Source organism: Planktothrix tepida PCC 9214, assembly GCF_900009145.1.
Taxonomy (GTDB): Bacteria; Cyanobacteriota; Cyanobacteriia; order Cyanobacteriales; family Microcoleaceae; genus Planktothrix; species Planktothrix tepida.
Genome location: NZ_LN889812.1, coordinates 600499 through 625178, shown reverse-complemented (window position 1 = coordinate 625178; position 24680 = coordinate 600499). Strand labels below are relative to the sequence as shown.

The window sequence follows — 24680 nt, the reverse complement described above, 5'->3', positions numbered from 1 at the left end:
TATAAACTCAGTTAAATAAAGTGATAGGGTGGAGAAACTTGTCCTAATTGCAATTCCCAACGAGGACAAACTTTCTGCCAATTCAAGAAATGATTAGTTAGGAAAGGTTCATCTTGACAAGGCACTAAAAGATAAATTCGTGATTCTGCTCCTGGACAAGCATTGATAATCGTTGATTGATACTGATCGGTAACTAAATGAACGACCTTTTGCCATTCTGTTGCTTGCAGGATATAAAAGTTTTGTTGGGTTTGATAGTGCTGTTTTTTAACTAAAAAATATTGTCTTCCCGTCATCTCTGAACCTAGAACAGGTTCCTCTAACTTACGAGGAATACATTTTAAAATATATTCCCCTTTTCCTTGGAGTTGTTGGAGCTTTTCTTGGTATTCTTCGCTATTAGAACCGAGATGATCAAGTAAATTGTCTCCCTCTAAAAAAGACGTGCCAAAACGTAAGGGTAAAACTGTCGTTTGCTGAAACAATTCGCAGATGACACGATCATGGGATAAAACCGCTTGAATTAAGCGTTCATTATCCTTTTGTAAGGCATCTAAACAGACATCTGGTTCTACTAGAGCCGAGATTTTTCCTGAAGCCATCAGTAAAACTGGGCTGGCAATTCCAACAGGTAATTTCAAGATCTGTTTTGGAGTTTTTAAAAAAGCGTAAGCATATAAATTATATAATTTCATAGGGCTGGCAAAAGAAATTTTTCAAAAATTTTACAAATCTTTGTATTGGAAAGTTAAATTTCGGTTTTAGTCTTTTTTTTAAGGAAACCCTGTATAACATCCAATTCCTCGCTATAATATTATAAACTATTCAGGAATTCTTATGACCAGTAATCGTGTTAAAGGCCCAATCAAACCTAAAATCAGCACTATGCCTCGGAATAAATCTGAAGCATCTCAGCAACTTGAATTGTATAAGTTGATTACTGAAAAACAGCGCATCCAAAAAGAATTACAATTGATGGAACAGCGACTTCAACAGTTAAAAAATCGTCTCACGGTTCTGAATCATCAAATCGATAGTACAGAACAGACTATTCAAGATTTACGCCAAGCTAATCCCACTATACCTAAAATGCTTCATCCTTCTAAACCGATTGCTCAGTCTTCTAATTTCCAAGCCTTTTACCTGGAATATTAAAACTGAAGAGTGCGGGTTAAAGATGAGAATTGCTTGAATTCTTTACCTTGTAAAACCCGCTTTTTTAAGATCATGATAGAAAAAAATAATCCTATCTCTAGTTTTTATCAATCAATTAGATTATGAAAACGCAAGATTAGGATTTTAATTCAACAATAATTTTTATCTTTTTCTACTCATGAAGACGATCAGAACATTGAGGCTAGTTCTCTACAGACTCTTCTTCTAAAGCTTGAATTTTTAATAAAAGTTCTTCTTCCTGAATTTCAAATTCTTCCTCAGAAATGTTGCCCATATCATAAGCTAGTTGTAATGATAATAATAATTTGTGCAAATTTTCAGTGTCATCATATTCCGTATTTGCACGCTCTTCAATTTTCTCTCCGATCCAGATTAAGCCATTCAGGGGCCCGGTAACAGGAAAGCATAAAAGATCAAGAAACATAACTGATACTCTCCTTACATGAGTTGAGCAAAGGTATAAGGTGCTGTTAAATTGTTGTAGCGAATTCGCAAGCGATCGCCAAATTGTTGATCGATCGCTTCAACTTTCTGACTAAATTCAGATTCTTGATCCCAAGGAATTAAATAAGCCGTATTGTAAATCATATCATCCATCATCGGCTCGTTTTCTACAACCTCTTGAGCACAATAGACATCTCCGAAAATCTCCAAATGCCCTCTATCGCTACTTTTGGAATCTCTAGCACTCCTGTGACGGCTTCTCCAAAAGTAACGGATTCATAGGCTTTTTCAGTCACATTAATAATAACTAATGAATTTTATCTCTGATATACAATTATTTCTCAAAAGAATTCTGGGCAATTCTTAGATGGTAATACAATCGCTCCTATTCGCCATCTTATTAATCCACATACTGTCAAGATTACTGCTTCATAATTTTGCCTCTTTAACCGAAATCTTTCTGAAGCAACTCGATAAATTTTTATCAGTCTTATTAAATGTTCAACTACAATCCTTTGTTGGGCTTTTAACCGATTTTCTTCTCGCTTTTCCGCCGACATCTCTTGATTCCTCGGTTTCTTATACGGTGTATTAATTGCTGTTTCTCCTACATAAGCTTTATCCCCTCTGTATTTTTGATTATTCCCCAATTCCTGGCTTCTTTCTCTCCACAATTTCAGATCACTTGTTGCTCCGGTATAACCCACAGCTACATCCACTATTTCTTTTCCATTTGGCATGACAATGACTTGATTTTTAAAGGTATGTGTCTTTTTCTTTCCTGAGTAATATTTTTTCTGCTCTTCATTGTCTGTTGGTCTTTCCCTGGGCTGTTCATAGCTATCTACTACTAACTCAAATTCCACCAGAATTTTTTCTACCCACTCCCAATCACTCTCGTTTTTTTTTACTTGCTCTAGCAAACTCGCTGGTAGTAATTCTCTCAAGATTTTTATCCAGTTATGGAAAATATCATTCGCTGTTGATTCACTGACTTCAAACTGTAACCCTAACATTTGAAATGTCGGCATTTGATGCAGATAAATTAGAGTCAGTAAGATTTGTTCCTCCACAGATAATTTCTGCCGACGACCCCCACCTGCTTTAATCAACCTGATTTTAGTTTTTTCTTTTTCCTGTCGTTTTTCTTCTTCTAATAACTCCGCAGCTTGAATGAGTTCTATCATCTGTTCATATTCCATCCCTAATAGCCTTTTTGCTTGCTGGGGATTCTTGTCCAGATAGTCTCTTAATTTACTCATCTCTAATCCGGGGTAAAATTTAATTTTATCATCTTTTTACCCCTCCTTTTTTCTATTTTGGAGATGTCTAATGATTTAATTGATCTCGAAAGACCTGAACAATTTCTTGTTTACATTGGTATAAGCTGTTTTCAATCCTTTGACCAATATAGATAATTTCTTCCATCGTTAACGTTTTGCCGAGCATATCATCCCGTTGTTTTTTTAACTCCTGATCGCACTCCAGAATTCTTTTTAATTCAGAGGAGCTATCCCAAAAAATCTTAATGCTAACTTCTCGTTTTCCTGACAATTTGGTAAATAAATCTTTGAGTTGATTCTGATAAGGGATAATCAATTGTTCTATCACCGTTTCCCAGGTTTTAACAACCAATCCAAAACGCAATGGTAGCAAAGTACGGAACCCTGCTTCCATTACGTTTTCTAGGACTTTTTCATGACAAATTAGATAGCGACGGGAAGCCAAATATTTCTCTTTATGAACAACAGAGTAGAGAAAACTAAATCCTTCAATGACTTCACTGTGAACGAGTTCATGATCAATCCCTTCCCAAACCATTTCGTCAGGAATCTGATCGGCAAATATTCCATATAAATAAAGACCCGTAGCCATAAATCATCTCCAAAATTAAAGGGGCTGAGAAGTTAGCACTAAACGAAGCTTTAGATGAATTAAATCAAGTTTGGCTAAACCTAAATCGACATTTCCTTCTACAACAACTCCAGTATTTAAAAGTCGGTCAACCAATTCTAATATAGAAGGACTGGCGCTATATTCTCCAGGGTAATAGCTTCCTGGGGAGGGTAAAAGCGTACCAAATTCTCCAAGATTGATATTCAAATCTTTCGGATCGACTTCAAAAATTGCACACAAATGGAGAATTTGCTCTTGTAATTTTTGCAAACTTTCTGCGGCTCTATCTAAATCAGCCTCGCTGAGAATTCTGCCTTCTTCCATGCGGCGAATGATTTGAGCTTCTAACAGTTGACGTACCAGTTCTACCACCGTTAACAGTAAAGGTGCTAAACCCCCTTTACTATGAGTTGTTTCAGAAGTCGGTAAGATCTCATCGGCAGTATCACAAGGTGTGCAAACAAGTGCCATAATCGCAGTTAGTAAATAGGTTTTTGGCGACGAAGCTCAAGCCTGGAAGTTCGCAAACTTGAAATTTTATCTAAGTTTAAATGAGGCAAACTACCCCCTAACTTGTTTGGACTTAAGCAAAGAATTGTTTGGCTTTTCGGAATGTTCTTCATCGTTCGGACTGGTATCATGGCTTTCTATTGCACTCGATTGGGTTAAGGATTTTAAGGCTTTAAGTTCAGCTTCTAAGCTCTGGAGTCGCTGTGAAAGTTCTTTATTTTCTGTTAATAAAGCTTGAGATTGACTATTAAGATAGGGGTCACTTTCCCACCAATTAATTCCAATCTCCCGTGCTTTATCAACAGAGGCAATTAATAGACGAATGCGGATATGTAGAAGTTCAGTAGAAGCGATCGCCACAGAAATATCGCCCGCAATCACAATTCCTTTATCTAAAACTCGTTCAAGGATATCCGCTAAACTAGAACCTTGAGTAGCCGTTGTTATGGAGCTATTTGAGTGGCTTTTGATGGGGGGAGCAAAAGTAGAGGAAGTCACGGTTGGTTTCACTCAAAAAGAATATAAAACTGGTCTTGTTGCTTCAACAATTTCTTTTGCAGTAAAGAACGAATAGCTTTTTCCGCTTGATTTTGCTTGAGGTTTAAAGTCTTGTAAATTTCATGAAAGCTGGCTTTGTGGGTTTGCTGCAAATAATGATAAATTTTCTGTTCATGTTCCTTTAAAGCATCAGGAGGTAACGCACTGGCATTTGGACTATCCGTTTCCTCTACGACAGGTAAGGATTCTGTTGAATTCTCGTTGAGAATTTCCCATAAAATAGTTGTCGATTGATCGATGGGTAAATTAGTCCGTGATAAGAGAACATCTGCACAAATATCGCGGAAATCTGCGTGATTGGGGGTGGCAACAATCTCGTGTTCGGCGCAGACTTTGGCAATCATTAAACAAGAGCGCAAACCTGATGTTTTTTCAGCCGTAGTTTTCAGACGGAAAGTTTTGACGAGGTTGACAATAAATAACGCATCTTCTCGACGAATACCTGTTTTTTGGGCGAGAATTTCAGTCTGAGTTAGTTCATCCGGTTCTGGCATATTAATGGTTACCAACCGATCCATTAAGGCATCTTGGGTAGCATGAACCCCACAATATTCTTCCGGGTTAGAGGTAAAAATTGCCCGAAACTGAGAATGGACTTGCAGGTAATCGGGTTGATTGCTAGTGGGCGGCAGGGTCAGAATTTTTTCTTCTAAGGCGGAGAGTAAAACGTTGTTGACTTCGGGTCGAGAACGGTTAAATTCATCATAAACTAAGGTAAATCCTTCTCGACAGGCCATCGTCAGTCGAGAATCCACCCAATTATGTTTGAGTTCGTCCTCAACTTTGAGAACGCTGTGGATATAGTTATCCATCAGTTTTTTGTGGGTATAACCTGACTGACTGCCAATTAAATCGGAACTGGTGAAGTCATCATCTCCAAAAATCAGCATTACGGGTCTAGCTAAACAATTGGCTAGGTGCATGGCTAGTGTGGTTTTTCCGGTTCCGGCTGGGCCACGCAGATGAATGGAAAAACCAGAGTGCAGGTAACGTAAAGCCCGGGTTGTAATTTGATGAATTGAAGGTGTAACAACAAATTGACCAGGGCGAACGCGGAGGACAGATCTTCTTGTTTGAGGTTCAGCAACTGTCATGGTTGAAATCTAGTAAACGTCAATAAATTTTCTGAGAAGCTTGATGAAGAAAGTTGACAAATTGCAAACAAATGTGCTATTCTGTAAATACAGTTATATATAGTTACCAAAGCTACAATTCGTGCAAATCTGTTAGCGGTAAGACTAACCGTTATTGCCTGCTAAGGGTAAAAGGTAACTAGCCCTTAGTTTGCAGGAATCCTGTATCCGTTAGGACAGGAGTTCTACTTCTACCATGAGTTTGGGATCTCAAAAGAAGTAGGATTAGTCATACTAGGTTAAAAACCTAAAACTCGTTGTTGTATTTTAATGATAACCCTCTAGTTTAGCTCGACAAAAAGCGACTAGAGGGGTTTTTTTATCCTAGTCTTTGAGCTTGGTTAAAACGAACCAGGAGAATTATTTTCCAAAAACATAGATAGACAACTCTTTACGAAATTGGCGCAAATCTTGTTTTTGCTGCTTCGCTTGAGCTAGACGTTCTTTTTGGATAGCTGTTAAAAACACTCGATTTTCTTGTTTCAATTTTTTGTGAAATTGACTTAGGGAAATCGCTTGTTTCTTGGCTTGGGACAGACGTTCTTTGTGGATAGCTGTTAAAAACACTCGATTTTCTTGTTTCAATTTTTTGTGAAATTGACTTAGGGAAATCGCTTGCTCTTCAGCTTGTTGTTGTCTTTTAACTTGGGTAGCCGACAGAAAAGCTTGAGTCTCTTGGCAGAGTTCAGCCACTTCTTCTGCAATTGATAAACGCTCCTGTCGGAATTTTTCCATGAGAGCAGTCATGGGGTTTTCCTCAATAACACTAAATCATGACTAACCCCACTCATCAGCCGAATATTGACAGCGACTGACTGGGGTTAAACAGTACAAATACCTGCTTTTCCCGCTCCCTCATCCTATGGAGTCTTTACGAAGGTTAGGGGATAAAAGAAAAGCAGACAATTGTTCAGAACTTGAAGATTCCTCAATCAGAAGATTGAAAAATCTATTATTAATCTTAGGCAGGAACCGCAGCGGATTGAGTCAGACCAACAGCTTCAGCATATTTCAGGTAGGTTTCAACAGAAGCGATAACGACGCGGGCTTCAATTGCTAACAGTTCAATTCCCACAAGAGAGACACGAGCCCAAGCATCAATAACGATCCCTTTGTCAAGAATGCGATCAATAACTTCAGCTAAACTAGAGGAAGAATTGGTTTTTTCGACAGCCATGGTTTTGTACCTTTATTACTCATTGTTGTTTGTTTTGTCTAGGGTTAAGAAGTCTTTCACCTCTCCCTGACACTTTGAATCATACCAATTGTTTTTTAAATTTGTCAACACTTTTTCAAAAGTTTTTTGTTAAATAATGTAAAGCTTATTTTGTTTTTTTCAAAAGGTTTTTATTGCATTATGTAATAATGTAAAGTTCATTTTGGTACAATTACGGATATTTTGATTAAACATAAGAGAAATTACGGTCAATAAAATTGATCGAACATCAATACTTTGATTAGGATCAGGGTAAAATTGTTGTCCGAGATCAGTTAATATTCAGTAAAAATACAACTTGTTATAGTAATTTTTTACTCTCAATATTAATTATGTCTGACTTTAAACTCCTTACAGTGTTAGGGTTTTAGGTATTTTCAAGAGTTAACTCAGAAGTCTTTAATTCCCTGGCAATACTTACACCACCCAGAATTGATTCGAGAGTTTAGATAAGTACATCCGTATACTTACAGTATACATCCGTAAATATACGGATGTATATTTAAAGAGGTACGGAGATCTTATCGCTTGAAACAGCCGCTTCTTTGGATGGAATGCCAAGAAAATTGATTTGAGATCCCCTTTAACAGTTGGAGTCTTTAGAATCCTCGTCACTTGATGTCAAGACCAGTCTATTTAGGGTCTGCTGAGTTCAGATCAGCAAACAAAACAGCCAACAGCCCAGAGGAGAGATATGGCAACTGGTGTATCCACGGACTGTTAATAGATCTCTGCGGGTTCCCTTGTTTTTTGATCTAATATAATTAGAAGGGAAAAGACAAAGGATACTGAACCATTTAATAATGCAGCAAACCTAGACTCTTGACTTTTGACTCTTGTTATGAATTGACTTGTCGCTTAACTTCCTGTTCAACTTGCTGGGGAATTTTAGCGAGTTCTACGGAAAGTTGTTGTAGAGATTGTTCAACCTTTTGATGCAGTTCATTCATTTGATGTTGTTGTAAATTTCCCCATTGAGGTAATTGATTAATAAATTGTTGAAGATCGACAATAACATGAGTTAAGCTATTGATTTGTTCCAATTCAGGCCGTTTTTGGAACGTTTGGACAATCACTTCTAACTCAGATTGCATCATTGTTAAGGTTTTTTCTAATAAATTTTGACGTTCTAATAGATTTTGAATCACGATCATTAAAGATTGTAATTCCTGAGCTAATTGAGGATTCGGAGTAAAGGCCAGCCCTGAAGAAATATTTAAAGTATTGATTGTGTTTTTTAATTGATCCATTAATTGATCTAAATCTGCTTGATGTTGCTGAACTAAGCTTTTTGTATTGGTAGCACTTTTCCGAGTTTGTTGGGCTAATAATTGACGATTAAGCCAATTCAATCCTAAAGCTAAAGATCCCGGAATCACTGCATAAGTTATGGGTTGTCCGTTGAGAAGACTAAAAGAACCAATAATTGCAGCAATAATCAAAATTAATTCTACGAATTCAGGCCATCGTTTATGATTCAGCATATTAATAATCTCAAGTGAAGTTAAATAAAGGTTTCCGGTGGAGAAGGAGAATCGTGGACGCTGCTTTAAAAGTAACAATCCCGATAATCACCTCCTCTAAATTTGCAAAATCAATCGAGCTAAATTAAAATAAATTAACACCCCTAAAACATCAACAGCCGTTGTAATAAACGGTGCTGACATTAAAGCCGGATCTAATCCTAATGAACGGAATAAAAAGGGCAAAGAGGAACCCGCTACCGAAGCTAAGATGGAAATCGCGACTAAACTAACCCCCACCGCCACAGCAACGGGTAAATTCCCTTGTACAACAAATGTATTGGCCCAAATTGTAGCTAAAATTCCTAAGATTGTACCTAATAATGCTCCCGCTAATCCCTCGCGCATAATCACTTGTAATGGCCCCATTGCCCGGATTTCATCGGTATTCATCCCCCGAATCACAACGGTAGAAGATTGTGCCCCCACATTGCCTCCTGTTCCCGTCAGTAAGGGAATAAAAAACGACAGTGCCACCACCTGATGCAACAGATCCTGTTGCATTTTCAAAATTGAACCCGTTACACTATTTGTTAAGAGTAAAACTAATAACCAAACCACCCGTCTGCGGGCGATTGTTAGCAAATTTGCCTGAAAATAATTATCGCCATCGGTTTGCACCCCCCCCAAAGCATAAATATCTTTTGTGGCTTCCTGTTGAATAATATCTAACACATCATCAACGGTAATAATTCCCACTAATCGCCGTTCGCTATCTACCACTGGAATTGCTAAAAAATCGTACCGTTGAATAATATCCGCCACTTCCTCTTGATCGGTGTCCGTTTGCACAGAAACAATATCTTGATTCATAATTTCACCGACGGTTTGTTCCAGTTGGGCTGTGACTAAATCCCGCAATGATAAAATCCCTAATAACCGCCGATCTGAATCCGTAACATACAGAGAATAAATCGTTTCTGTTACATAGGCTAAACTGCGGATTCGTTCTAAACTTTGACTGACGGTAAAATATTCTTTGAGAGAAACATACTCCGGGGTCATGATTCGCCCAGCCGTTCCCGCTTCATAGCCTAACAACAACGCCGTTGATTGACGTTCTGTGGGGCTTAATTCGGCAACAATTCGCCGCACGACGGAGGCGGGTAACTCCTCAAATAAACGCGCTCGATCATCGGGTGACATTTTATCTACAATGTCGATGACTTCTTGGCGCTTGAATTTCTCGCACAGAGACTGTTGAACGCTAGAGTCAAGCTGTTCGTAGACTTCGATCGCCTCATCTTTGGGTAACAACCGAAAAGCAATCACCTGCATGGTTTCGGGTAAACCTTCGATGGCTTCGGCGATATCCGCCGGTTGTACAGGCTTAAGGATGCTTTTGGCGGCTGTTAAGTCTCCGAGCTCCAGTAACACTTGTAGTTGTGTCCGCACCAACTCGCGTAACTCTTTACGAGAGATGGTTGAGGTTGGGGGTATTGATTGATTGGCTTCAGTCAAAGGCAGCCCTCCTAAAACAGTTCTGCATCCAGATCAAGTCTAAAGGCTTAGGGTGAACCTTAACCTTTTAAATCAAAAAGTCAACAATTTATAAGTAAATAATAGGGAACAGGGAACAGGGAACAGGGAACAGGGAATTAGAAATATGTAAATCATTATGTTTGGGTACTTACAACGAGGTTAACCTACCATTTCATCATCGGTAAAGGATTTCGCTGATTTGTGAATAATTCTATCTTCGCTTATCATGAAAGCAACCTGCAATGATGAACTTTTCCCGATCATCGGGTGTAGATTGGTGAAGGAGAAAACAGAAATTAACCACTCGATAAACATGGTTTTTATAAGGTTGATATTGACTTCCGATTATTGGCTTCCAGGGTTCTAGGATATTTTCTAACAAAGGGATGCTAGTTTCAATTTGCATCTGGTGTTCTGGTTGGGGTGTTGATGAATTGATTATAGAGCAAGTTAGTCGTTTTCTATCAAGTTACAATTAAACACCGATTTGTTGTTTCCCTTTAGCGTTAAAGATTAAAGGCTGAAGCCTAACAACAAATTCTCTGATTTAGATTATACTAAAATAAATCCAGTTATATCAACTCAGCAATGATTAAAATTTTGCACCTTTCCGATATTCATTTAGGGAGTAGTTTTTCTCATGGTCGAATTAATCCTGAAACGGGTTTAAATAGCCGATTAGAGGATTTTATTGCCACGTTGGGACGTTGTATTGATCGAGCGATCGCAGAACCCGTTGATTTAGTTTTATTCGGGGGAGATGCCTTTCCTGATGCAACCCCGGCTCCTTATGTTAAACAAGCTTTTGCGTTTCAATTTCGGCGGTTAGTGGATGCAGAAATTCCAACGGTTTTATTAGTGGGAAATCATGATCAACATTCCCAAGGACAGGGGGGAGCCAGTTTAGGAATTTATCGCACATTAGGGGTTCCCGGATTTGTTGTGGGGGATAGCTTAGAAACCCATACCATTCAAACTCGAAATGGAGCCATTCAAATTATTACTTTACCTTGGTTAACTCGCTCAACGTTATTAACTCGTCCTGAAACCGAAGGACTGTCTTTAGAAGCCGTTAATCAACTGTTAATTGACCGTTTAACCGTTGTTTTAGAAGGAGAAATTCGGAGTTTAAATCCACAATTACCCACAATTTTATTAGGACATTTAATGGTTGAGAGAGCGAATTTAGGAGCCGAACGATTTTTAGCCGTTGGTAAAGGATTTAATATCCCTCTTTCCCTCTTAACGCGCTCTTGTTTTGAATATGTCGCCCTAGGTCATGTCCATAAACATCAAAATCTCAACCGCACAAATGATCCGCCTGTCATTTATCCCGGAAGTATTGAACGGGTTGATTTTAGCGAAGAAAAAGAAGAGAAAGGATTTGTATTAATTGAGGTCAAAAAAGGACAAGTTAAATGGGAGTTTTGTGCTTTACCTGCTCGTGCTTTTTCTACGATTAAAGTTGATTTATCCAAAGCCGATGATCCTCAACAAATGTTAATAAAAGTTATTCAAAAACATAAAATTGAAGAATCTGTTGTGCGTTTAATTTATCAACTGCGTTCTGATCAATTGGATTTAATTAATACCACCGAATTGCATCATCTTTTAAGGAGTGCCCATACCTATACTATTCAACCGGAATTAGTCAGTCAGTTAGCTCGACCCCGTTTACCGCAATTAGGAACACAAGGGAGTAGTCTTGAACCGTTAGATGCTTTAAAAACCTATTTAACCAGTCGAGAAGATTTGCAAGGATTTCAATCTGAAATGATGGAAGCTGCTCAACTGTTATTAGCCGGAGAAAAATAGAATCAAGGTTCAGGGGGAGAATTAAGATTCCGTTGTTGCAATGTCCGTTCAATTAAGCCAATTAAATGCTGTGGATTTGCCTCTGAACTAGGATTTTCTTCTGGGGTGAGGGCTAATTTTTCTATTTTAGAAATGAAAGAAGGAATCAACTCAGGACTCATATTTTTAGCTTGTTCTACAATTAAAATAATTAAATTCGGATCATAATTATCAATCAGTCTCTCTAATTCCTTAACAACCAGTTCTGCCCGTTCTAACTTCGAGAGAATAGACCGAGAGATCTCAGCGTCATTTTCAGCAATATCTTGGAGTTTTTGAGCATGAAATCTAAAATGATTGGCTACTTTATTCATCTGCTGATTGACATTTAAAATTTGATTGAGCAGTTGATTGATTTCTAAATTAATCCGACTAAATCCTTGAGAAGGAGATTGGGATTGATGAGCAATAATAGAAGCTTGTACGGCTAAATGACGAATTTGTTGAAGAATCTTAGCAATTAAATTACACGCCGAATGAATAGATTCTAAATCGTTAGAAATAGATTCACTAATCCTTTGAACATGAGTTGTATCAGCATGGATAGAATTTGCACTGACATAAATTGAATGAAAAGATTTGTTGGTTTCTCCAATCACTAGCTGACTTAATTGTAAAAAATCTTCATTAATCTCCGTAATTTTTTGTGCAGTTTCAAAAATTTCTTGTTGCTTGATTTTTAAAAAATCACCATAATTTTTTTTGATTACTTCTTGCTGGCTTTGATAATATTTTGTATATTTTTTAAACTTTCTTTGTTCAACTTCAATAATTTTAAAAGAATGTTCAACTTGGGATTGTTGCTGCTGAATCAAAGTTTGAGCATGATTTAAGAGTTGATTTTGAGCTAATAATAAAGTTTGAATATCGAGAATTCGATAAAATTTATTATCAAAAACAACAACAATCGGCTCATAAATTAATTCTTTAGAGCGATTCAATGCACTATTGACAGCTTCTCCAATTTTACAATTTTGATCCAGCAACAAGGCAGGAATCCTCAGATAATCGAGCAGCATTTGAATCGGTTGATTGAAATACAAATTTTCTCGCTGGGTAGTATTCACTTGTTCTCGAAACTTCGCCCGTGAAATCATGCCTAAGAAGTCGCGGTTATCCATGATAATAACGCCCGGTAAATCGGGGTTTTGGGCAAACTTCTTAGCTACACTCTGTCCTAAAGTGCTAGAACTGACGGTAAAGTCATAAGAAAGGACAGAAGCTAAGGTAGAATCAAAAGTGATGGGAGATTGGCTGCTCATTCATTTTGGCGGTTCAACGCAAACAGGGGTTCTTCCAAGATCATACTGATGAGGTAAGACTGTTCTGTCCATCTTAGAACCGTAAACTCGCAAATAGCTACAAAAATGGCTACAACCTTTTTGTTTTTTCTTCCTCCCCCCCCCTATTCTTTAGAGTGACGGTTATATAAGCCTGTGGACGATGCCTTATACCAGCAGCTTCAACAAGAACGACTTCTGAATCAAGTCACGACTCAGATTCGTCAGAGTTTGGATTTATCGGTGATTTTGTCAACTGCGGTTAAACAGTTGCGACAATTTTTATCGGTTGATCGGTTGCTCATTTATCAATTTGAGCTACAATACCTGTCAACTGTAGAAGCCCCTGAATTGGACTGGGGAGGAGAACGAACATTAGAACAATCATCCCAGTTCAGGGGTGAAGATGTCCCAGGATATCCCTATGGAAAAGTGATCTATGAAGATCGCTCTTCTCATAAGATTCTTTCCGTTTTAAATTTATCAGAAGATCAGCATTGTTTTAAACAAGAGTGTAGTTTTTTAGATAAATATCGTCAAGGTTTTATTAAATCCGTTTCTAATGTAGAACATGACTATGCTCACACTACCTGTTTTATTGAATTTTTAAAACAATTTCAAGTTCAATCTCTCATCATTGTTCCCATTGTAGTTCAAGACAACCTTTGGGGTTTATTAATTGCTCATCAATGTCTCAAACCCCGCCAGTGGAAAACAATGGAAAAACGATTTTTAAAAAAAATTACCCAACATTTATCCATTGCGATTCACCAAGCTCAACTATACGCCCAACTTCAACAACAAAAACAAACCCTAGAACAACGAGTCCGCGAACGAACACAAGCCCTTCATGATGCTTTATTAGGCGCGCAATCTGCCAACCGAGCGAAAAGCCAATTTTTAGCCACCATGAGTCATGAATTACGCACCCCATTAACTTGCGTGATTGGCATTTCAGAAACGTTATTACGCTACTCTGGAGAACAACAAGCCAATCAAAAAATGCCCCTTGATAAGCAGCAACGGTATTTAAAAACAATTCATGATAGTGGCGAAAAGTTACTGGGACTGATTAATGATATTTTAGATTTATCTGAAGTAGAAGCCGGAAAAACCGTCCTCCAAATTAGTGAATTTTCTTGGTCTAAATTAGTCCATCAAAGTCTAAATTCTTTTCAAGAAAAAGCTCAAACTCATCAGATCAATCTCACCAGTGATATCAAAATAAAACCTCATCAAAACCGATTTACAGGAGATCATGAACGGATTCGGAAAATTATCTTTAATTTATTAGAAAATGCCATCAAATTTACCCCAGATGGCGGTCGAGTTACCTTAAAACTTAAGGTAGATAATAATATCGCTATTTTGCAAATCGAAGACACGGGAATTGGAATTCCTGATGATAAAAAGCCTTTATTATTTGAAAAATTTCAGCAGTTAAATTCCGCTTATGATCGTCAGTATGAAGGGACAGGGTTAGGATTAGCCTTGACAAAACAATTGGTTGAATTACATGGCGGTGTCATTCATGTTGAATCTACAGTGGGTGTCGGTTCTATCTTTACCGTACACTTACCCGCTTTACCTTTAATGTCTAAAAAACCTCAAGGTGAAATTACTGAATCTCCGTTTAAAACTTCTTTGCCTTCAGTGTATCTCAATTCTCCTCGTCGCAAGTGTGTTTTAATTGAACGGGATGAAGAAACCGCAACTTTAATTTGTGACTTATTAACCGCCTCTGGATATCAAGTGGTTTGGTTAATGGAAGGATTTACCGCCGTTAAACAAATTGAACTGTTACAACCGGATGCGCTCATTATTGACCTGAATTTACCGGGACAATTCAGCCATGAAATTCTCAATCAACTTCATCATCAACCCCAAACCCAAAAAATTAAAATTTTAGCCTTAACCTATGAAAGCTGCTTTCTTGATTCCAAAGTTAACCCCTCTTTTGAATATTATGATTGTTTAGTTAAACCGATTCAACCCGACGAGTTACTCAATAAAATGATAGCCTTAAAAATGAATTAAATCTTAACCCATTTTACCCTTTACTATTCACCTTAAACCATGAAATCGGAAATTTTGTTACCCTTAAAACACGGATTAATTGTATCCTGTCAAGCTCCTGTTGATTCCCCATTGCATAATCCAATTGTGATTTCAGCGATGGCGGAAGCAGCCGTTAATCGAGGTGCTGTAGGGGTGAGAATTGATACCCCAACTCATATTGAAGCGGTGCGTCAACAGGTTTCTCAACCGATTATTGGTTTATGGAAACAACAAATTTCAGGGTTTGAAGTGTATATTACGCCTCGATTTGAAGATGCTGTCGCCGTTGCTAAATCTGGTGCTGATATTATTGCCATTGATGCGACATTGCGAGAACGTCCCCAAGGAGAAACTGTTCGGAATTTAATTACTAAAATCCATCAAGAATTAGGGAAATTAGTGATGGCGGATGTGGATAGTTTAGAAGCCGCTAAAATTGCCGCAGACGCAGGTGCAGATTGTGTGGGAACAACATTATATGGTTATACCCAAACCACCCAACATCAGTCTCCCCCCAGCTTTGATTTATTAACTCAAATGGTGAATCAGTTATCAGTTCCGGTGATTTGTGAAGGGGGAATTTCTTCCCCAGAAATGGCGAAACAAGCCTTGGATTTAGGTGCTTATGCCGTTGTTGTTGGGGGGGCAATTACCGGAATTGATCTGTTAGTTCAAGCGTATCAAAAAGCGGTTTCTTTATCATAAAACAGGGAATAGGCAATAGGCAATCTTGCTATAGGGAAAGGGGAATAGAGCCAACAGTTTATGTTATTGGGTGAGAATGATCTAAAAATCGTTGATCTAATTTAGCTAATAATGCCCCCACTGTTTCAGCGATAATAGTGACTAATCGATAAAAAGTGATGACACTTAATAAAATTGGGGCGGAAAATTGGTGACTCAATAATGCTAAAGCCATTGCTTCAAAAACCCCTAATCCTCCTGGTGCGCCGGGAATTAATAACCCTAATAACCAAGAAAAACTATAAGCTCCCAATAACAACGAAATTTGATTAAAATGTACGGGCTGGAAAGCTAATAAAACAAACATAAACCCCGACCATCTTAATAAAATAAACCCCACTTCTCCCAATAAAGGTCTGAAGGGGTAATGATCTAATTGACAAGCGGGTTTTTCAGGAAGTTCAGAAAGTTTTTTTTTAAATTTTGACTTTTCTAAAAATCTAAGAATCGGGTTTAAAATAATAGGATGAATTCCAATACCCAGAACAATTAAAGCTAGAATTTGTAAGATCCAATAAGGACTACGATAGCTGACTAAAGCCACCCCTAATGCTGCCGTTGCCATCATTAAGGGTTCTAATAATACACTTAAAGCAGCAGCTTCTAGGGCAACACCAGAATCCTTCATTGCCACAATTCGCCCATAAAAATGCCAAATATTCCCCGGCAAATATTTAGCAATATTAGTAATTAAATACAGTTGTAATCCCCAACGAGGTCTAACAGGTTGCTTAAACTCTTTGACAATTCCTAACCACACCCAGGCTGACCAAGCATGGGCAAAAAGCGTCACCACAAGAGCTACGGCGAGATACATCCAACCTGTTGAGGTAATCTCAATTTCAGAAATTTCTTGCCAATGCTTTCTAAAATTTGCAGCCAAGAAAAATAAGGTTCCGCCTACAATTATCCATTTTAAATACGGTTTAACAAAACCGAGGATGATTTTTATCAGCTTGAGGAAACCTCCAGTGGTTTGAAGTTCTGCATCTGAGTTTGGCTGGTGAATTTTAAGTTTTGTGGGTTGCATTTTAGAGTCCTAATGAGTGAGTTGAAGCAGTAGGTTGATAACTAGAAATGACTCGTCCTACCCCTCGCAACTGTTGAAAATAATACTGAATACAGGCATCCCCTTCTGGTGATAAGACATCTATTTTAATTCCATTTCGACCGTGTTCACGCCCCGAACTGTGGATATATTGTCCTTCTGTGAGGTACAATCCAACGTGGGTGGCTTTTTGGGGCGTTCCAAAAAAGATTAAATCCCCAGAAAGAAGACTAGAAAAATCTAAAGGGTCTCGATGGAAGGTTATCGGTTGTGTAAAGGCTTCCTGTTGATACGCATCTCTCGGTATCCAAATTCCCGCCGAAGCAAATGCAGCTTGCATTAAACCCGAACAATCATAATTAGGGCTAACTGTCCCTCCCCACAGATAATAATTGGGGGTTTCCATTGCAGCTTGAGTAAACTCAATAACCTGGGGAATGGCCGCTTGAATTTCAGCATCGGAGAAAACCGGGGCGTGATAAGGTTGAGTCGCCATCTCTAAATGGTTTTGATCACCCGTGGGTAACCAAGCCGTATAATCGTCTTCGCAGAGTTGTACTAAAATACTCGTTGAACGATTAATCTGATTTTGGGGTTCAGGAAGCCAACGTAAATAACGTCCTTTTCTCGCTTGCGTCGCTAAAGTTTTGCACTCGCTCGAATCATAGAGATCTAAATTCTCTCTACAGATATACTCAATCGAATCTGATAAACATTCAACCATGATAGATGAGTCGATAGAAAAATAGACATCCACTGCCAACCGTTAACCATTAACCCTCAACCATCAACAACAATGACTTTTTTCCATTCCGATGAACAATTAGAAACCCTGGGCAAAGGCATTATAGATGCAACGCGCACACAATTTCCATCTGTAGCCGAAAATCAACTCGCCATGACCTGGTTAGTATATGACCCCCCCATTTCGGTCAATACCGGAGGCGCCTTAACCCCGGAAGAGTTTTGGAAATATCCTGTTCGTGGATTTCATTATCGGGGAATTGAACGAATTTATCCGGCTAGTATTGTGAAATTGTTTTATTTATTAGCTGTTTTTGAATGGAAAGAAAAGGGGATGTTACGGACAACCCCAGAATTAGAACGGGCGACGAGAGATATGATGATTGATTCAAGTAATGATGCCACCAGTTTAGTCGTTGATGTGTTAACGGGAACCACCAGTGGCCCCGAATTACCCATAGGGCCGTTCGAAACGTGGAAAAGTCAACGTAATTTGGTCAACCGTTATCTGAAAACCCTCAACTGGCCGGAATTTGAATCGATTAATGTTAATCAAAAAACGTGGTGTGATGGCGCCTATGGTCGGGAACGAATTTTTTTAGGAGAATTAATGGAAAATCGCAATATGTTAACCACGAATGCAACAGCAAGATTATTGCATAGTATTATTGGTGGTGTTGCGGTTTCTTCTATGGCTTCGGGTCAGATGATGAAATTAATCAAACGCAGTCTTGACCCCAAAGAGTTAGCAGAAAATCCAGAAAATCAAGTTACGGGTTTTTTGGGTGGTGGACTCCCGAAAACTGCAAAATTGTGGTCAAAAGCAGGTCATACTAGCCAAGTTCGTCATGATGCTGCTTATATTGAACTTCCTTCTGCTCGACCATCCGTATTAGTGGTATTTACAGAAGGAAAAGCTCAAAGTAAAAATCAAGAACTCTTACCGTTTATTTCCCAAAAGGTTGTAGAAGCAATGAAAACCCTTTAAAGCAACTCGAACGAAGATAGCTCTTTCTTAAAGTGGGTTTTTACTAAACTTTTAGAGACTAATGAACCATGTCACTTAAGGTTATAGACAGGCATGGTTTGCCAACAATGACGACAAAACCAATAAATATTTTGGTTTTGGATATTTTTATAAATCGTATACCCTGTCTTTCCTTGATAGGAAATTCCCAAATAATAGCATCTGGCTGAGAAAGTTTTGCTTGTTGTAAGCCGTCTAAAGTTGAACTAGCCACTTACACACTCCACCCCCCTAAATCAGTCAAGCAAGCCTGTAAAACTTCCCTTAAGTGTGGGTTTTTGTGAATTAATAAAATTGTTTTTGGGGTCATCACCCCCCTCTAAACCCTTCACTTACTCTGATGTAATAAATTCATCCCATCCTAAAATCTCTGCTACTTCTGTGATTAAGGTCTGAGGTTGAATGGGTTTAGAAATCACCCCATAAACACCCATCTGGGCAAATTTGGCTCGATCACTGGGTAACACTCTGGCGGTGAGTAAAATGACAGGAATTGAACCCGTGCTAGAATTCGACTGAATGCGTTCATATACAGTAATTCCATCCATTCCCGGCATCGATACATCCAGCAAAATGGCATCTGGTCGTTCAGTTTCAAGGATTTGTAAACATTGCTCACCCGATGCTGCTCCTAGGGTTTCCCATCCGGCTAGGTCTTCGAGGCACATCCGCACCAGTTCCCGTAGATGTTCTTCATCATCAACGACTAGAATTTGTTTACCTTTCATAAGCACTCACAGATAATCGGATGAGAGTTTGAGGCTCAAAACTTGACGGGAAAGGGGAGAGTGAAGAAAAATGTACTACCTTCGTTTAGTATACTCTCAGCCCAGATCCTTCCACCGTGCTGCTCAATAATACTGCGACAGATGGCTAATCCTAAACCTGTTCCTCCTTTTTCACGGGAGTCCGATCCATCAACTTGTTGAAAACGACCAAAAATTGCTTCTAGCTTATCGGTTGGAATACCCCGTCCGTGATCCCTGACTTTGAACAAAACACAATCAGCCTGGGGTTCTGCACTCAGGTGAATCGTGGAATGGGCAGGGGAAAATTTCATAGCATTACTGAGTAAATTTGTCAAGGTCTGAATAATAGCATCTGCCGCAACCCAGACTTCGGCATCGCTAAGGATAATCACTAAGGAGATTTGTTCTTGAGAAGCGATCGCCTGTATTCCATCGACCGCTTGCTGCATTAAATCCGTAGCGTTACAAACGGTTTTATCGAGAATCGCTCGTCCCGACTCCAACCGTTCTAAATCTAAAATATCATTAACCAAATTCACTAACCGCTTGGTATCTAATAACGCAATCTCAATCATGCGTCGGAACTTTTCAGGTTTTTGAGCATAAATTCCTGTATTTAAAAGTCCCAAGGACATTTGAATGGCGGTCAAAGGGGTGCGAAGTTCATGGCTAACAATTCCAATAAATTCATCCTTAATTTTTTCAATTTTTTGCCGTTCAGTAACATCTTCGCCAATACTAATCATTCCAATAATCTTTCCCTGTAAATCTTGCAGCACCGTATTATTCCAAGCAATCAATCGTGTTTCCCCGGATTTTGTCAAGATAGCATTGCGATAATAGGGATGATGATTTTGAGTTAAAATTTCTGAAAAAACTACTTGCATTGAGTCTTGAATCTCGTTAGGACAGAATTTTTCAAACCAGCTTTGACCCAAAACTTCTGTCTTGTCATAGCCAGTTAAACTCAATAAAAAAGGATTAACATAGTTAATATTGCCGTTGCAATCGAGTTCGACAACAATTAACTGCACATTATCCAACAGCGATCGCCAACGTCGTTCCGCTTCTCGTAATACCGCTTCGGTTTGTTTGCGTTCTTGGAGTTCCAGTTTAAGTTGTCGATACAGATCCGATTGCTGAATTGCGATCGACAATTGACTAGCGATTTCTTGTAATAATTCGATTTCCCAGGATTGCCATTGACGAGAGGTAGAATTTTGGTAAATTGCTAACAATCCCCAAACCGTTTCTCCTAAAAAAATCGGGAAAACCGCATAACTTTTAGCTTGAAATTGTTCTAATAATTCAATATGACACGGTTGAAGCCCAGCCGTGTAAATATCATTAACAATAAAGTTTTCTTTATTACGGAAACGACCGCCTTGAGTATCTTGGAGATAGGTATCTTCCCAAGATTTTTGAACCTGATCTCCCACCAATTTGAGCCAACCCGGAGCCACTGACTCGATAACAAAATCCCCACTCCAATCGGGATTAAATTGATAAATAGCAGCCCGATCCGTTTGTAAAGTTTGTCTAACTTGTGTTACCGCATTATTGAGAATGGCATGGAGATCTAACGATTGGCGAATGGCTTGAGTGATAGAAAACAGTAGCTCTTCCTTTCTCGATTTCTGGCGTAAGGCTTCTTCCGCGTGTTTGCGCTCGGTGATATCCTCAACCACAAAGGAAAATAGGGTTCTGTGAGTAGAACTGTTAACAATAGGGCAAACCGTAGCCGATAGCCATTTCTGAGTTGTTTCAGTGCGATGCAGATATTGAAATTTTACAGGAACACCCGTGCATTCTGCTTCCCGATAGTAATTAAGCCACATTTCTATATACTCTTGCTGGACACCGATCTCGCTGGCAAAGTGATTTTGCAGGGTATCAGATTCAATGCCAAAAAACTCGGTGGTGGCAAGATTACTCGAAAGATGAAAGATATCATGGGGGTAAATTTCAACGATACCCATCATCATTTGCCGAAACTTTTCTTCGCTATCGAGGAGGGCTTTTTCAATCCGTTTGCGATCGCTAATATCGGTAATCATACCCAATGCCCCCATAAACTGTCCCGCCTCATTGATAATTGGGTTAGTGCCGATAATGCACCACAACTCTGAACCATCTTTACAGCGAAACTTAAAGTCATGTTGCTCAGAAATTCCCTGACGGCGAGCTTCCAACTGAGCCGTAGCGAACGCTCGTTCCTCTTCATCCATAAAGACAAACAAAGATTGATCCATCATTTCTGCCACCGTATAGCCTAACATTTCAGCCATCCGAGGATTGACAAACGTGGTATAGCCTTCTGCATCAATGATCCAGACCCCTTCATTAGCCAGGTCAATAATCTGACGATACTTCTCCTCGCTGACCTTGAGAGCTTGTTCTAGTCGGTTTCGTTGAGTGATATCCTGTGCAAAGGAGAGAACCGAGACTAAATTTCCTGATTCATCCAAAAGAGCCGAGTTGTACCATTCACAATCAATCACCGTGCCATCTTTGCGATAATTGCGATTACGGCAAATGATGGGTTGACCTCTGAATAAGTCTTGCGCCTTGCGGTTAACCATTTCTTCATCTCTTTCAAAGATAAACTGCCATTCGTACATAGTTTTACCGAAGACTTCTTCCGCCGTCCAACCCAAAATCTTCTCAGCTTGTTTTGACCAATATTGTACCCTCATTTGAGAATCCCAAATGACCGTAGCCAAGGGTGTATTTTCGATATGAAAACTTAATTGTTGCAGGGTTTTCTCCAGTGATTCTTCAATTTGTTTGCGTTCACTAATATCTCGAACAATTCCATATCTAATAATACTGCCATCTGCTTGAAGATGTGCAACGGCACGGGCATGAACCCACTTTAACTGACCCGATGGGGTAATAATTCGCAACTCGTGTTCCAAGGGTTCTAGGGTTTGCAGAGAGTGAGTTAATAAGGCTTTATAGACCGGAATATCTTCTAAATAAAATTGTTCAAATATGAGAGAACTATTGTTGAGAATTGGCTCGGACTCCCATTCAAAAATAGCGCAAAAGGCAGGACTAACATAATCAAATCGAACGGAACCATCCGGGGCATGAATAATGGTATAAATCCCTCCAGGTACATTGGCAACCAGGTATTGAAATTGAGTTTCACTTTGTTCCAAAAGATGACTGGTTTGAGTCAGTTCTCCCGTTCTTTCTAATACCCGTTGTTCGAGTTCAATATTCGATTTTTTTAGGTCAAGTTGTGTCTGTTTACGCTCGTCAATATTTATGATCGTGCCCATCATCCGCACGGCTTGGCCTGTTTCGTTATAAAAGGTCTGTCCCCGTCCTTCTACCCAATGAATACTGCCATCGAGCCAAATAATTCGATACTCGTACTGATAAATCTGGTGTGTTTGGATCGCTTGTGCGACGGCTTGATTAAAACCGTTAACATCCTCTGGGTGCAAGCGAGCGAGGAAGGTTTCATATCGCTGATCATATGTACCTGCAACCCACCCCGATAACTGTTCGGCTTCCGGTGATGCTTTGAGTTCTCCAGTTAAGATATTCCAATCCCACATTCCCATCTGGGCTGCTGATAGGGCTATGCGTAATTGTTCTGCATTTTCCTGGGCTAATTGTTGACTTAATCGTTCAATCTTTTTTTTACTTTCTACAAGTCTGCTATTGAGGAGATTAATCATTAGGGCGACTACGAGGAAAACACCTAACCGCAAGAAATCCTGGGGTTGAGTCAGTACAAATTGATACTTGGGGGGGATAAAGGCATAATCAATGGCTACTGTAGATAGGATAACGGCTACAATTCCGGCTCGAAAGCTTCCATACCCGGTACTCAGAATAATGGCAATGTAGAAAAATGCTCCAACTGTGCGAACTAAAAGCGGTTCTAGCCAAAGAGAGAGAAGAAAGGCAATAGCGGTTAAACTCATAGCAACTGCATAAGGTAAAAATCGCTGATACAGTCTCATGGCGGCTTCCTCTCCCTGGCGGTATATATTAATTGTCGCTTATGGATGGCGGGAGTAGGTACGCTCAATGAGACCGATCACCCGCGTGACCCAATCGAGGATCACTCATTTGGATTGGGTTTGTTGAATTCTTGTCTTAAGGCAGTGACTTGTTCAGAAAACTGGGCGATTTCTGTTGAGGTTAGGGGGGAATCATGGATTAGTAAATGCTCAATCATCCGGGCTAGGTGGGAGCCATTGGGATATCCAAAGGTTGCTAATGATCCGGCTAATTTATGGGCTTCTAGTGTGGCAGATTGTTTTAACTCTGGATCTAATTTTCCCGTTAATAAAGCAATTTTTGCTCGTTCTAATACGGCTATTTGTTCGCTAATTACCCCTCTAAAACTGTCCAACAATTTTTTAATTTCAGCTTGAACTTTAATCCGAGATTGTTCTTTAGAGTCCCCCTTTTGGGATGAATTTTCTAGTGGAGAATCCGGCTTAAGTCGATATCCCATGCCATAAACGGTTTCAATAATTTCTTCTGTTAAGCCCCCATTTTTAAGTTTCTTGCGTAAATCTTTAATATGAGTAATAATAGCCCGTTCTGTTGGGGCATCATCAAATCCCCAAAGGCGATCCAGAATGGCACTGCGGCTAAAAATTCGTTCAGGATTTCGCAGGAATAATTCTAGTAAATTATATTCTGTTGCTGTCAGAGGAATAACACTTTGATTAATGCTGACTCGACCCGAATCGGAGTCTAACCCTCTTCTGTCAGTTTCCGAAAAACCTTGCATTTTTTGAATCCTAGAGCCTAGACAGAGCAAGTGATCGCGTTATTTTTTCTCAGTAGCAATTCCTGAGAGTGCGAAATTAGTCAAAATGCGATCGCCACATCCCAGACTGTTGACTATAACGTGGCTTTGGAAATTACTAATCATAGGAAAAACCGGAGAGTGACAGAAGAGGGATATCATAATTTTGTCAAAAAATTGTAATCTTTTAATGTTTCTGTTGTTCCTAGATGAGCAATGGGTAATCAGCAACAGGCCTTGTCAGGAACCTTGACCTTTTGGGACTCCATAGCCATAAACAATATGACCTTGACCTGCTAAGACAATGACCTGAAAATCTGGGTTATTTTTAACAAAATTTACTATCGCATCTGCCATGGTTTCATCCCATAAAATTTGAGCTTGATGATCTTTAACATTATTGTGAGTTTCCCCTAAATAAATTACCTTTGCTTGGGTTAATTCTTGAATCACAGAAT

25 protein-coding genes and 1 pseudogene are annotated in these 24680 nt (G+C 39.1%); 5 read left to right on the top strand and 21 right to left on the bottom strand.

Annotated elements, in window-relative coordinates; genetic code table 11:
- Positions 1–11: 11 nt before the first annotated feature.
- Positions 12–695, bottom strand: a complete 684-nt coding sequence (locus PL9214_RS22600) for a GvpL/GvpF family gas vesicle protein (protein ID WP_072721108.1) — start codon at positions 693–695, stop codon at positions 12–14.
- A 142-nt stretch (positions 696–837) separates the two neighbouring features.
- Between PL9214_RS22600 and PL9214_RS22595 the strand changes: the two genes are divergently transcribed.
- Complete coding sequence (locus tag PL9214_RS22595; RefSeq protein ID WP_072721106.1) at positions 838–1155, top strand: gas vesicle protein; 318 nt, start codon at positions 838–840, stop codon at positions 1153–1155.
- A gap of 202 nt (positions 1156–1357) precedes the next feature.
- Here PL9214_RS22595 and PL9214_RS22590 read toward each other — a convergent pair whose 3' ends face one another.
- The 12 genes from PL9214_RS22590 to PL9214_RS30805 all read right to left on the bottom strand — a co-directional run bounded on the left by PL9214_RS22590 (position 1358) and on the right by PL9214_RS30805 (position 10344).
- On the bottom strand, positions 1358–1600 hold the full coding sequence (locus PL9214_RS22590; RefSeq protein WP_072721105.1) for a gas vesicle protein GvpG: 243 nt from the start codon (positions 1598–1600) through the stop codon (positions 1358–1360).
- A gap of 14 nt (positions 1601–1614) precedes the next feature.
- Positions 1615–1830: a GvpL/GvpF family gas vesicle protein gene (locus PL9214_RS22585; RefSeq protein ID WP_437126728.1), complete on the bottom strand. Its 216-nt coding sequence runs from the start codon at positions 1828–1830 to the stop codon at positions 1615–1617.
- A gap of 131 nt (positions 1831–1961) precedes the next feature.
- On the bottom strand, positions 1962–2882 hold the full coding sequence (locus PL9214_RS22580; RefSeq protein WP_072717485.1) for an IS5/IS1182 family transposase: 921 nt from the start codon (positions 2880–2882) through the stop codon (positions 1962–1964).
- A 67-nt stretch (positions 2883–2949) separates the two neighbouring features.
- Positions 2950–3495, bottom strand: a complete 546-nt coding sequence (locus PL9214_RS22575) for a GvpL/GvpF family gas vesicle protein (RefSeq protein WP_083580132.1) — start codon at positions 3493–3495, stop codon at positions 2950–2952.
- 15 nt (positions 3496–3510) lie between these two features.
- The gene (locus tag PL9214_RS22570) at positions 3511–3987 is read right to left on the bottom strand and encodes a gas vesicle protein K (RefSeq protein ID WP_072721103.1); all 477 of its coding nucleotides are present in this window, start codon (positions 3985–3987) and stop codon (positions 3511–3513) included.
- Between the two features lie 90 nt (positions 3988–4077).
- Positions 4078–4524 (bottom strand): gas vesicle protein, encoded by a 447-nt coding sequence (locus PL9214_RS22565; protein ID WP_072721220.1) that lies wholly within the window; start codon positions 4522–4524, stop codon positions 4078–4080.
- Positions 4525–4532: 8 nt separating this feature from the next.
- On the bottom strand, positions 4533–5678 hold the full coding sequence (gvpN, locus tag PL9214_RS22560; protein ID WP_072721101.1) for a gas vesicle protein GvpN: 1146 nt from the start codon (positions 5676–5678) through the stop codon (positions 4533–4535).
- Positions 5679–6077: 399 nt separating this feature from the next.
- The gene (gene gvpC, locus PL9214_RS22555; RefSeq protein WP_072721099.1) at positions 6078–6464 is read right to left on the bottom strand and encodes a gas vesicle protein GvpC; all 387 of its coding nucleotides are present in this window, start codon (positions 6462–6464) and stop codon (positions 6078–6080) included.
- A gap of 214 nt (positions 6465–6678) precedes the next feature.
- Positions 6679–6894 (bottom strand): gas vesicle structural protein GvpA, encoded by a 216-nt coding sequence (gene gvpA, locus PL9214_RS22550; protein WP_002735503.1) that lies wholly within the window; start codon positions 6892–6894, stop codon positions 6679–6681.
- A gap of 878 nt (positions 6895–7772) precedes the next feature.
- Positions 7773–8417, bottom strand: coding sequence for a hypothetical protein (locus PL9214_RS22545; protein WP_072721097.1), 645 nt, complete (start codon positions 8415–8417; stop codon positions 7773–7775).
- Positions 8418–8513: 96 nt separating this feature from the next.
- Positions 8514–9917, bottom strand: a complete 1404-nt coding sequence (gene mgtE / locus PL9214_RS22540) for a magnesium transporter (protein WP_072721095.1) — start codon at positions 9915–9917, stop codon at positions 8514–8516.
- A gap of 232 nt (positions 9918–10149) precedes the next feature.
- On the bottom strand, positions 10150–10344 hold the full coding sequence (locus PL9214_RS30805) for a hypothetical protein (RefSeq protein WP_139295130.1): 195 nt from the start codon (positions 10342–10344) through the stop codon (positions 10150–10152).
- Positions 10345–10526: 182 nt separating this feature from the next.
- Here PL9214_RS30805 and sbcD point away from each other — a divergent pair, with 182 nt between their 5' ends.
- Entirely contained in the window at positions 10527–11753 is a 1227-nt protein-coding gene (gene sbcD, locus PL9214_RS22535) for an exonuclease subunit SbcD (RefSeq protein ID WP_072721093.1), read from the top strand.
- 2 nt (positions 11754–11755) lie between these two features.
- Here sbcD and PL9214_RS22530 read toward each other — a convergent pair whose 3' ends face one another.
- The gene (locus PL9214_RS22530) at positions 11756–13054 is read right to left on the bottom strand and encodes a CBS domain-containing protein (RefSeq protein ID WP_072721091.1); all 1299 of its coding nucleotides are present in this window, start codon (positions 13052–13054) and stop codon (positions 11756–11758) included.
- Between the two features lie 174 nt (positions 13055–13228).
- On the opposite strand from PL9214_RS22530, the gene PL9214_RS22525 reads away from it, so the two are divergent.
- Positions 13229–15109 (top strand): hybrid sensor histidine kinase/response regulator, encoded by a 1881-nt coding sequence (locus PL9214_RS22525; protein WP_072721089.1) that lies wholly within the window; start codon positions 13229–13231, stop codon positions 15107–15109.
- 39 nt (positions 15110–15148) lie between these two features.
- The gene (locus tag PL9214_RS22520) at positions 15149–15835 is read left to right on the top strand and encodes an N-acetylmannosamine-6-phosphate 2-epimerase (protein ID WP_186440436.1); all 687 of its coding nucleotides are present in this window, start codon (positions 15149–15151) and stop codon (positions 15833–15835) included.
- A gap of 58 nt (positions 15836–15893) precedes the next feature.
- Here the strand turns inward: PL9214_RS22520 and PL9214_RS22515 are convergent, their stop codons facing one another.
- Together PL9214_RS22515 and PL9214_RS22510 are read right to left on the bottom strand one after the other, a co-directional pair.
- The gene (locus tag PL9214_RS22515; RefSeq protein WP_083580131.1) at positions 15894–16904 is read right to left on the bottom strand and encodes a lysylphosphatidylglycerol synthase transmembrane domain-containing protein; all 1011 of its coding nucleotides are present in this window, start codon (positions 16902–16904) and stop codon (positions 15894–15896) included.
- A gap of 1 nt (position 16905) precedes the next feature.
- A complete protein-coding gene (locus PL9214_RS22510; protein ID WP_072721086.1) occupies positions 16906–17646 on the bottom strand; it encodes a C40 family peptidase in 741 nt (246 codons plus the stop codon).
- 72 nt (positions 17647–17718) lie between these two features.
- Here PL9214_RS22510 and PL9214_RS22505 point away from each other — a divergent pair, with 72 nt between their 5' ends.
- The gene (locus PL9214_RS22505; RefSeq protein ID WP_072721085.1) at positions 17719–18654 is read left to right on the top strand and encodes a serine hydrolase; all 936 of its coding nucleotides are present in this window, start codon (positions 17719–17721) and stop codon (positions 18652–18654) included.
- Positions 18655–18712: 58 nt separating this feature from the next.
- Here PL9214_RS22505 and PL9214_RS22500 read toward each other — a convergent pair whose 3' ends face one another.
- From PL9214_RS22500 to PL9214_RS33290, 5 genes and pseudogenes are all read right to left on the bottom strand, one after another.
- Complete coding sequence (locus PL9214_RS22500; protein ID WP_072721083.1) at positions 18713–18907, bottom strand: hypothetical protein; 195 nt, start codon at positions 18905–18907, stop codon at positions 18713–18715.
- Between the two features lie 118 nt (positions 18908–19025).
- Complete coding sequence (locus tag PL9214_RS22495; RefSeq protein ID WP_072721081.1) at positions 19026–19421, bottom strand: response regulator; 396 nt, start codon at positions 19419–19421, stop codon at positions 19026–19028.
- 35 nt (positions 19422–19456) lie between these two features.
- Positions 19457–23422, bottom strand: coding sequence for a PAS domain S-box protein (locus PL9214_RS22490; protein WP_072721079.1), 3966 nt, complete (start codon positions 23420–23422; stop codon positions 19457–19459).
- A 101-nt stretch (positions 23423–23523) separates the two neighbouring features.
- Positions 23524–24204: a winged helix-turn-helix domain-containing protein gene (locus PL9214_RS22485; RefSeq protein ID WP_072721077.1), complete on the bottom strand. Its 681-nt coding sequence runs from the start codon at positions 24202–24204 to the stop codon at positions 23524–23526.
- Between the two features lie 276 nt (positions 24205–24480).
- Positions 24481–24606 (bottom strand): annotated as a pseudogene (locus PL9214_RS33290) (ChaN family lipoprotein); the annotation flags it as partial.
- Positions 24607–24680 lie beyond the last annotated feature (74 nt).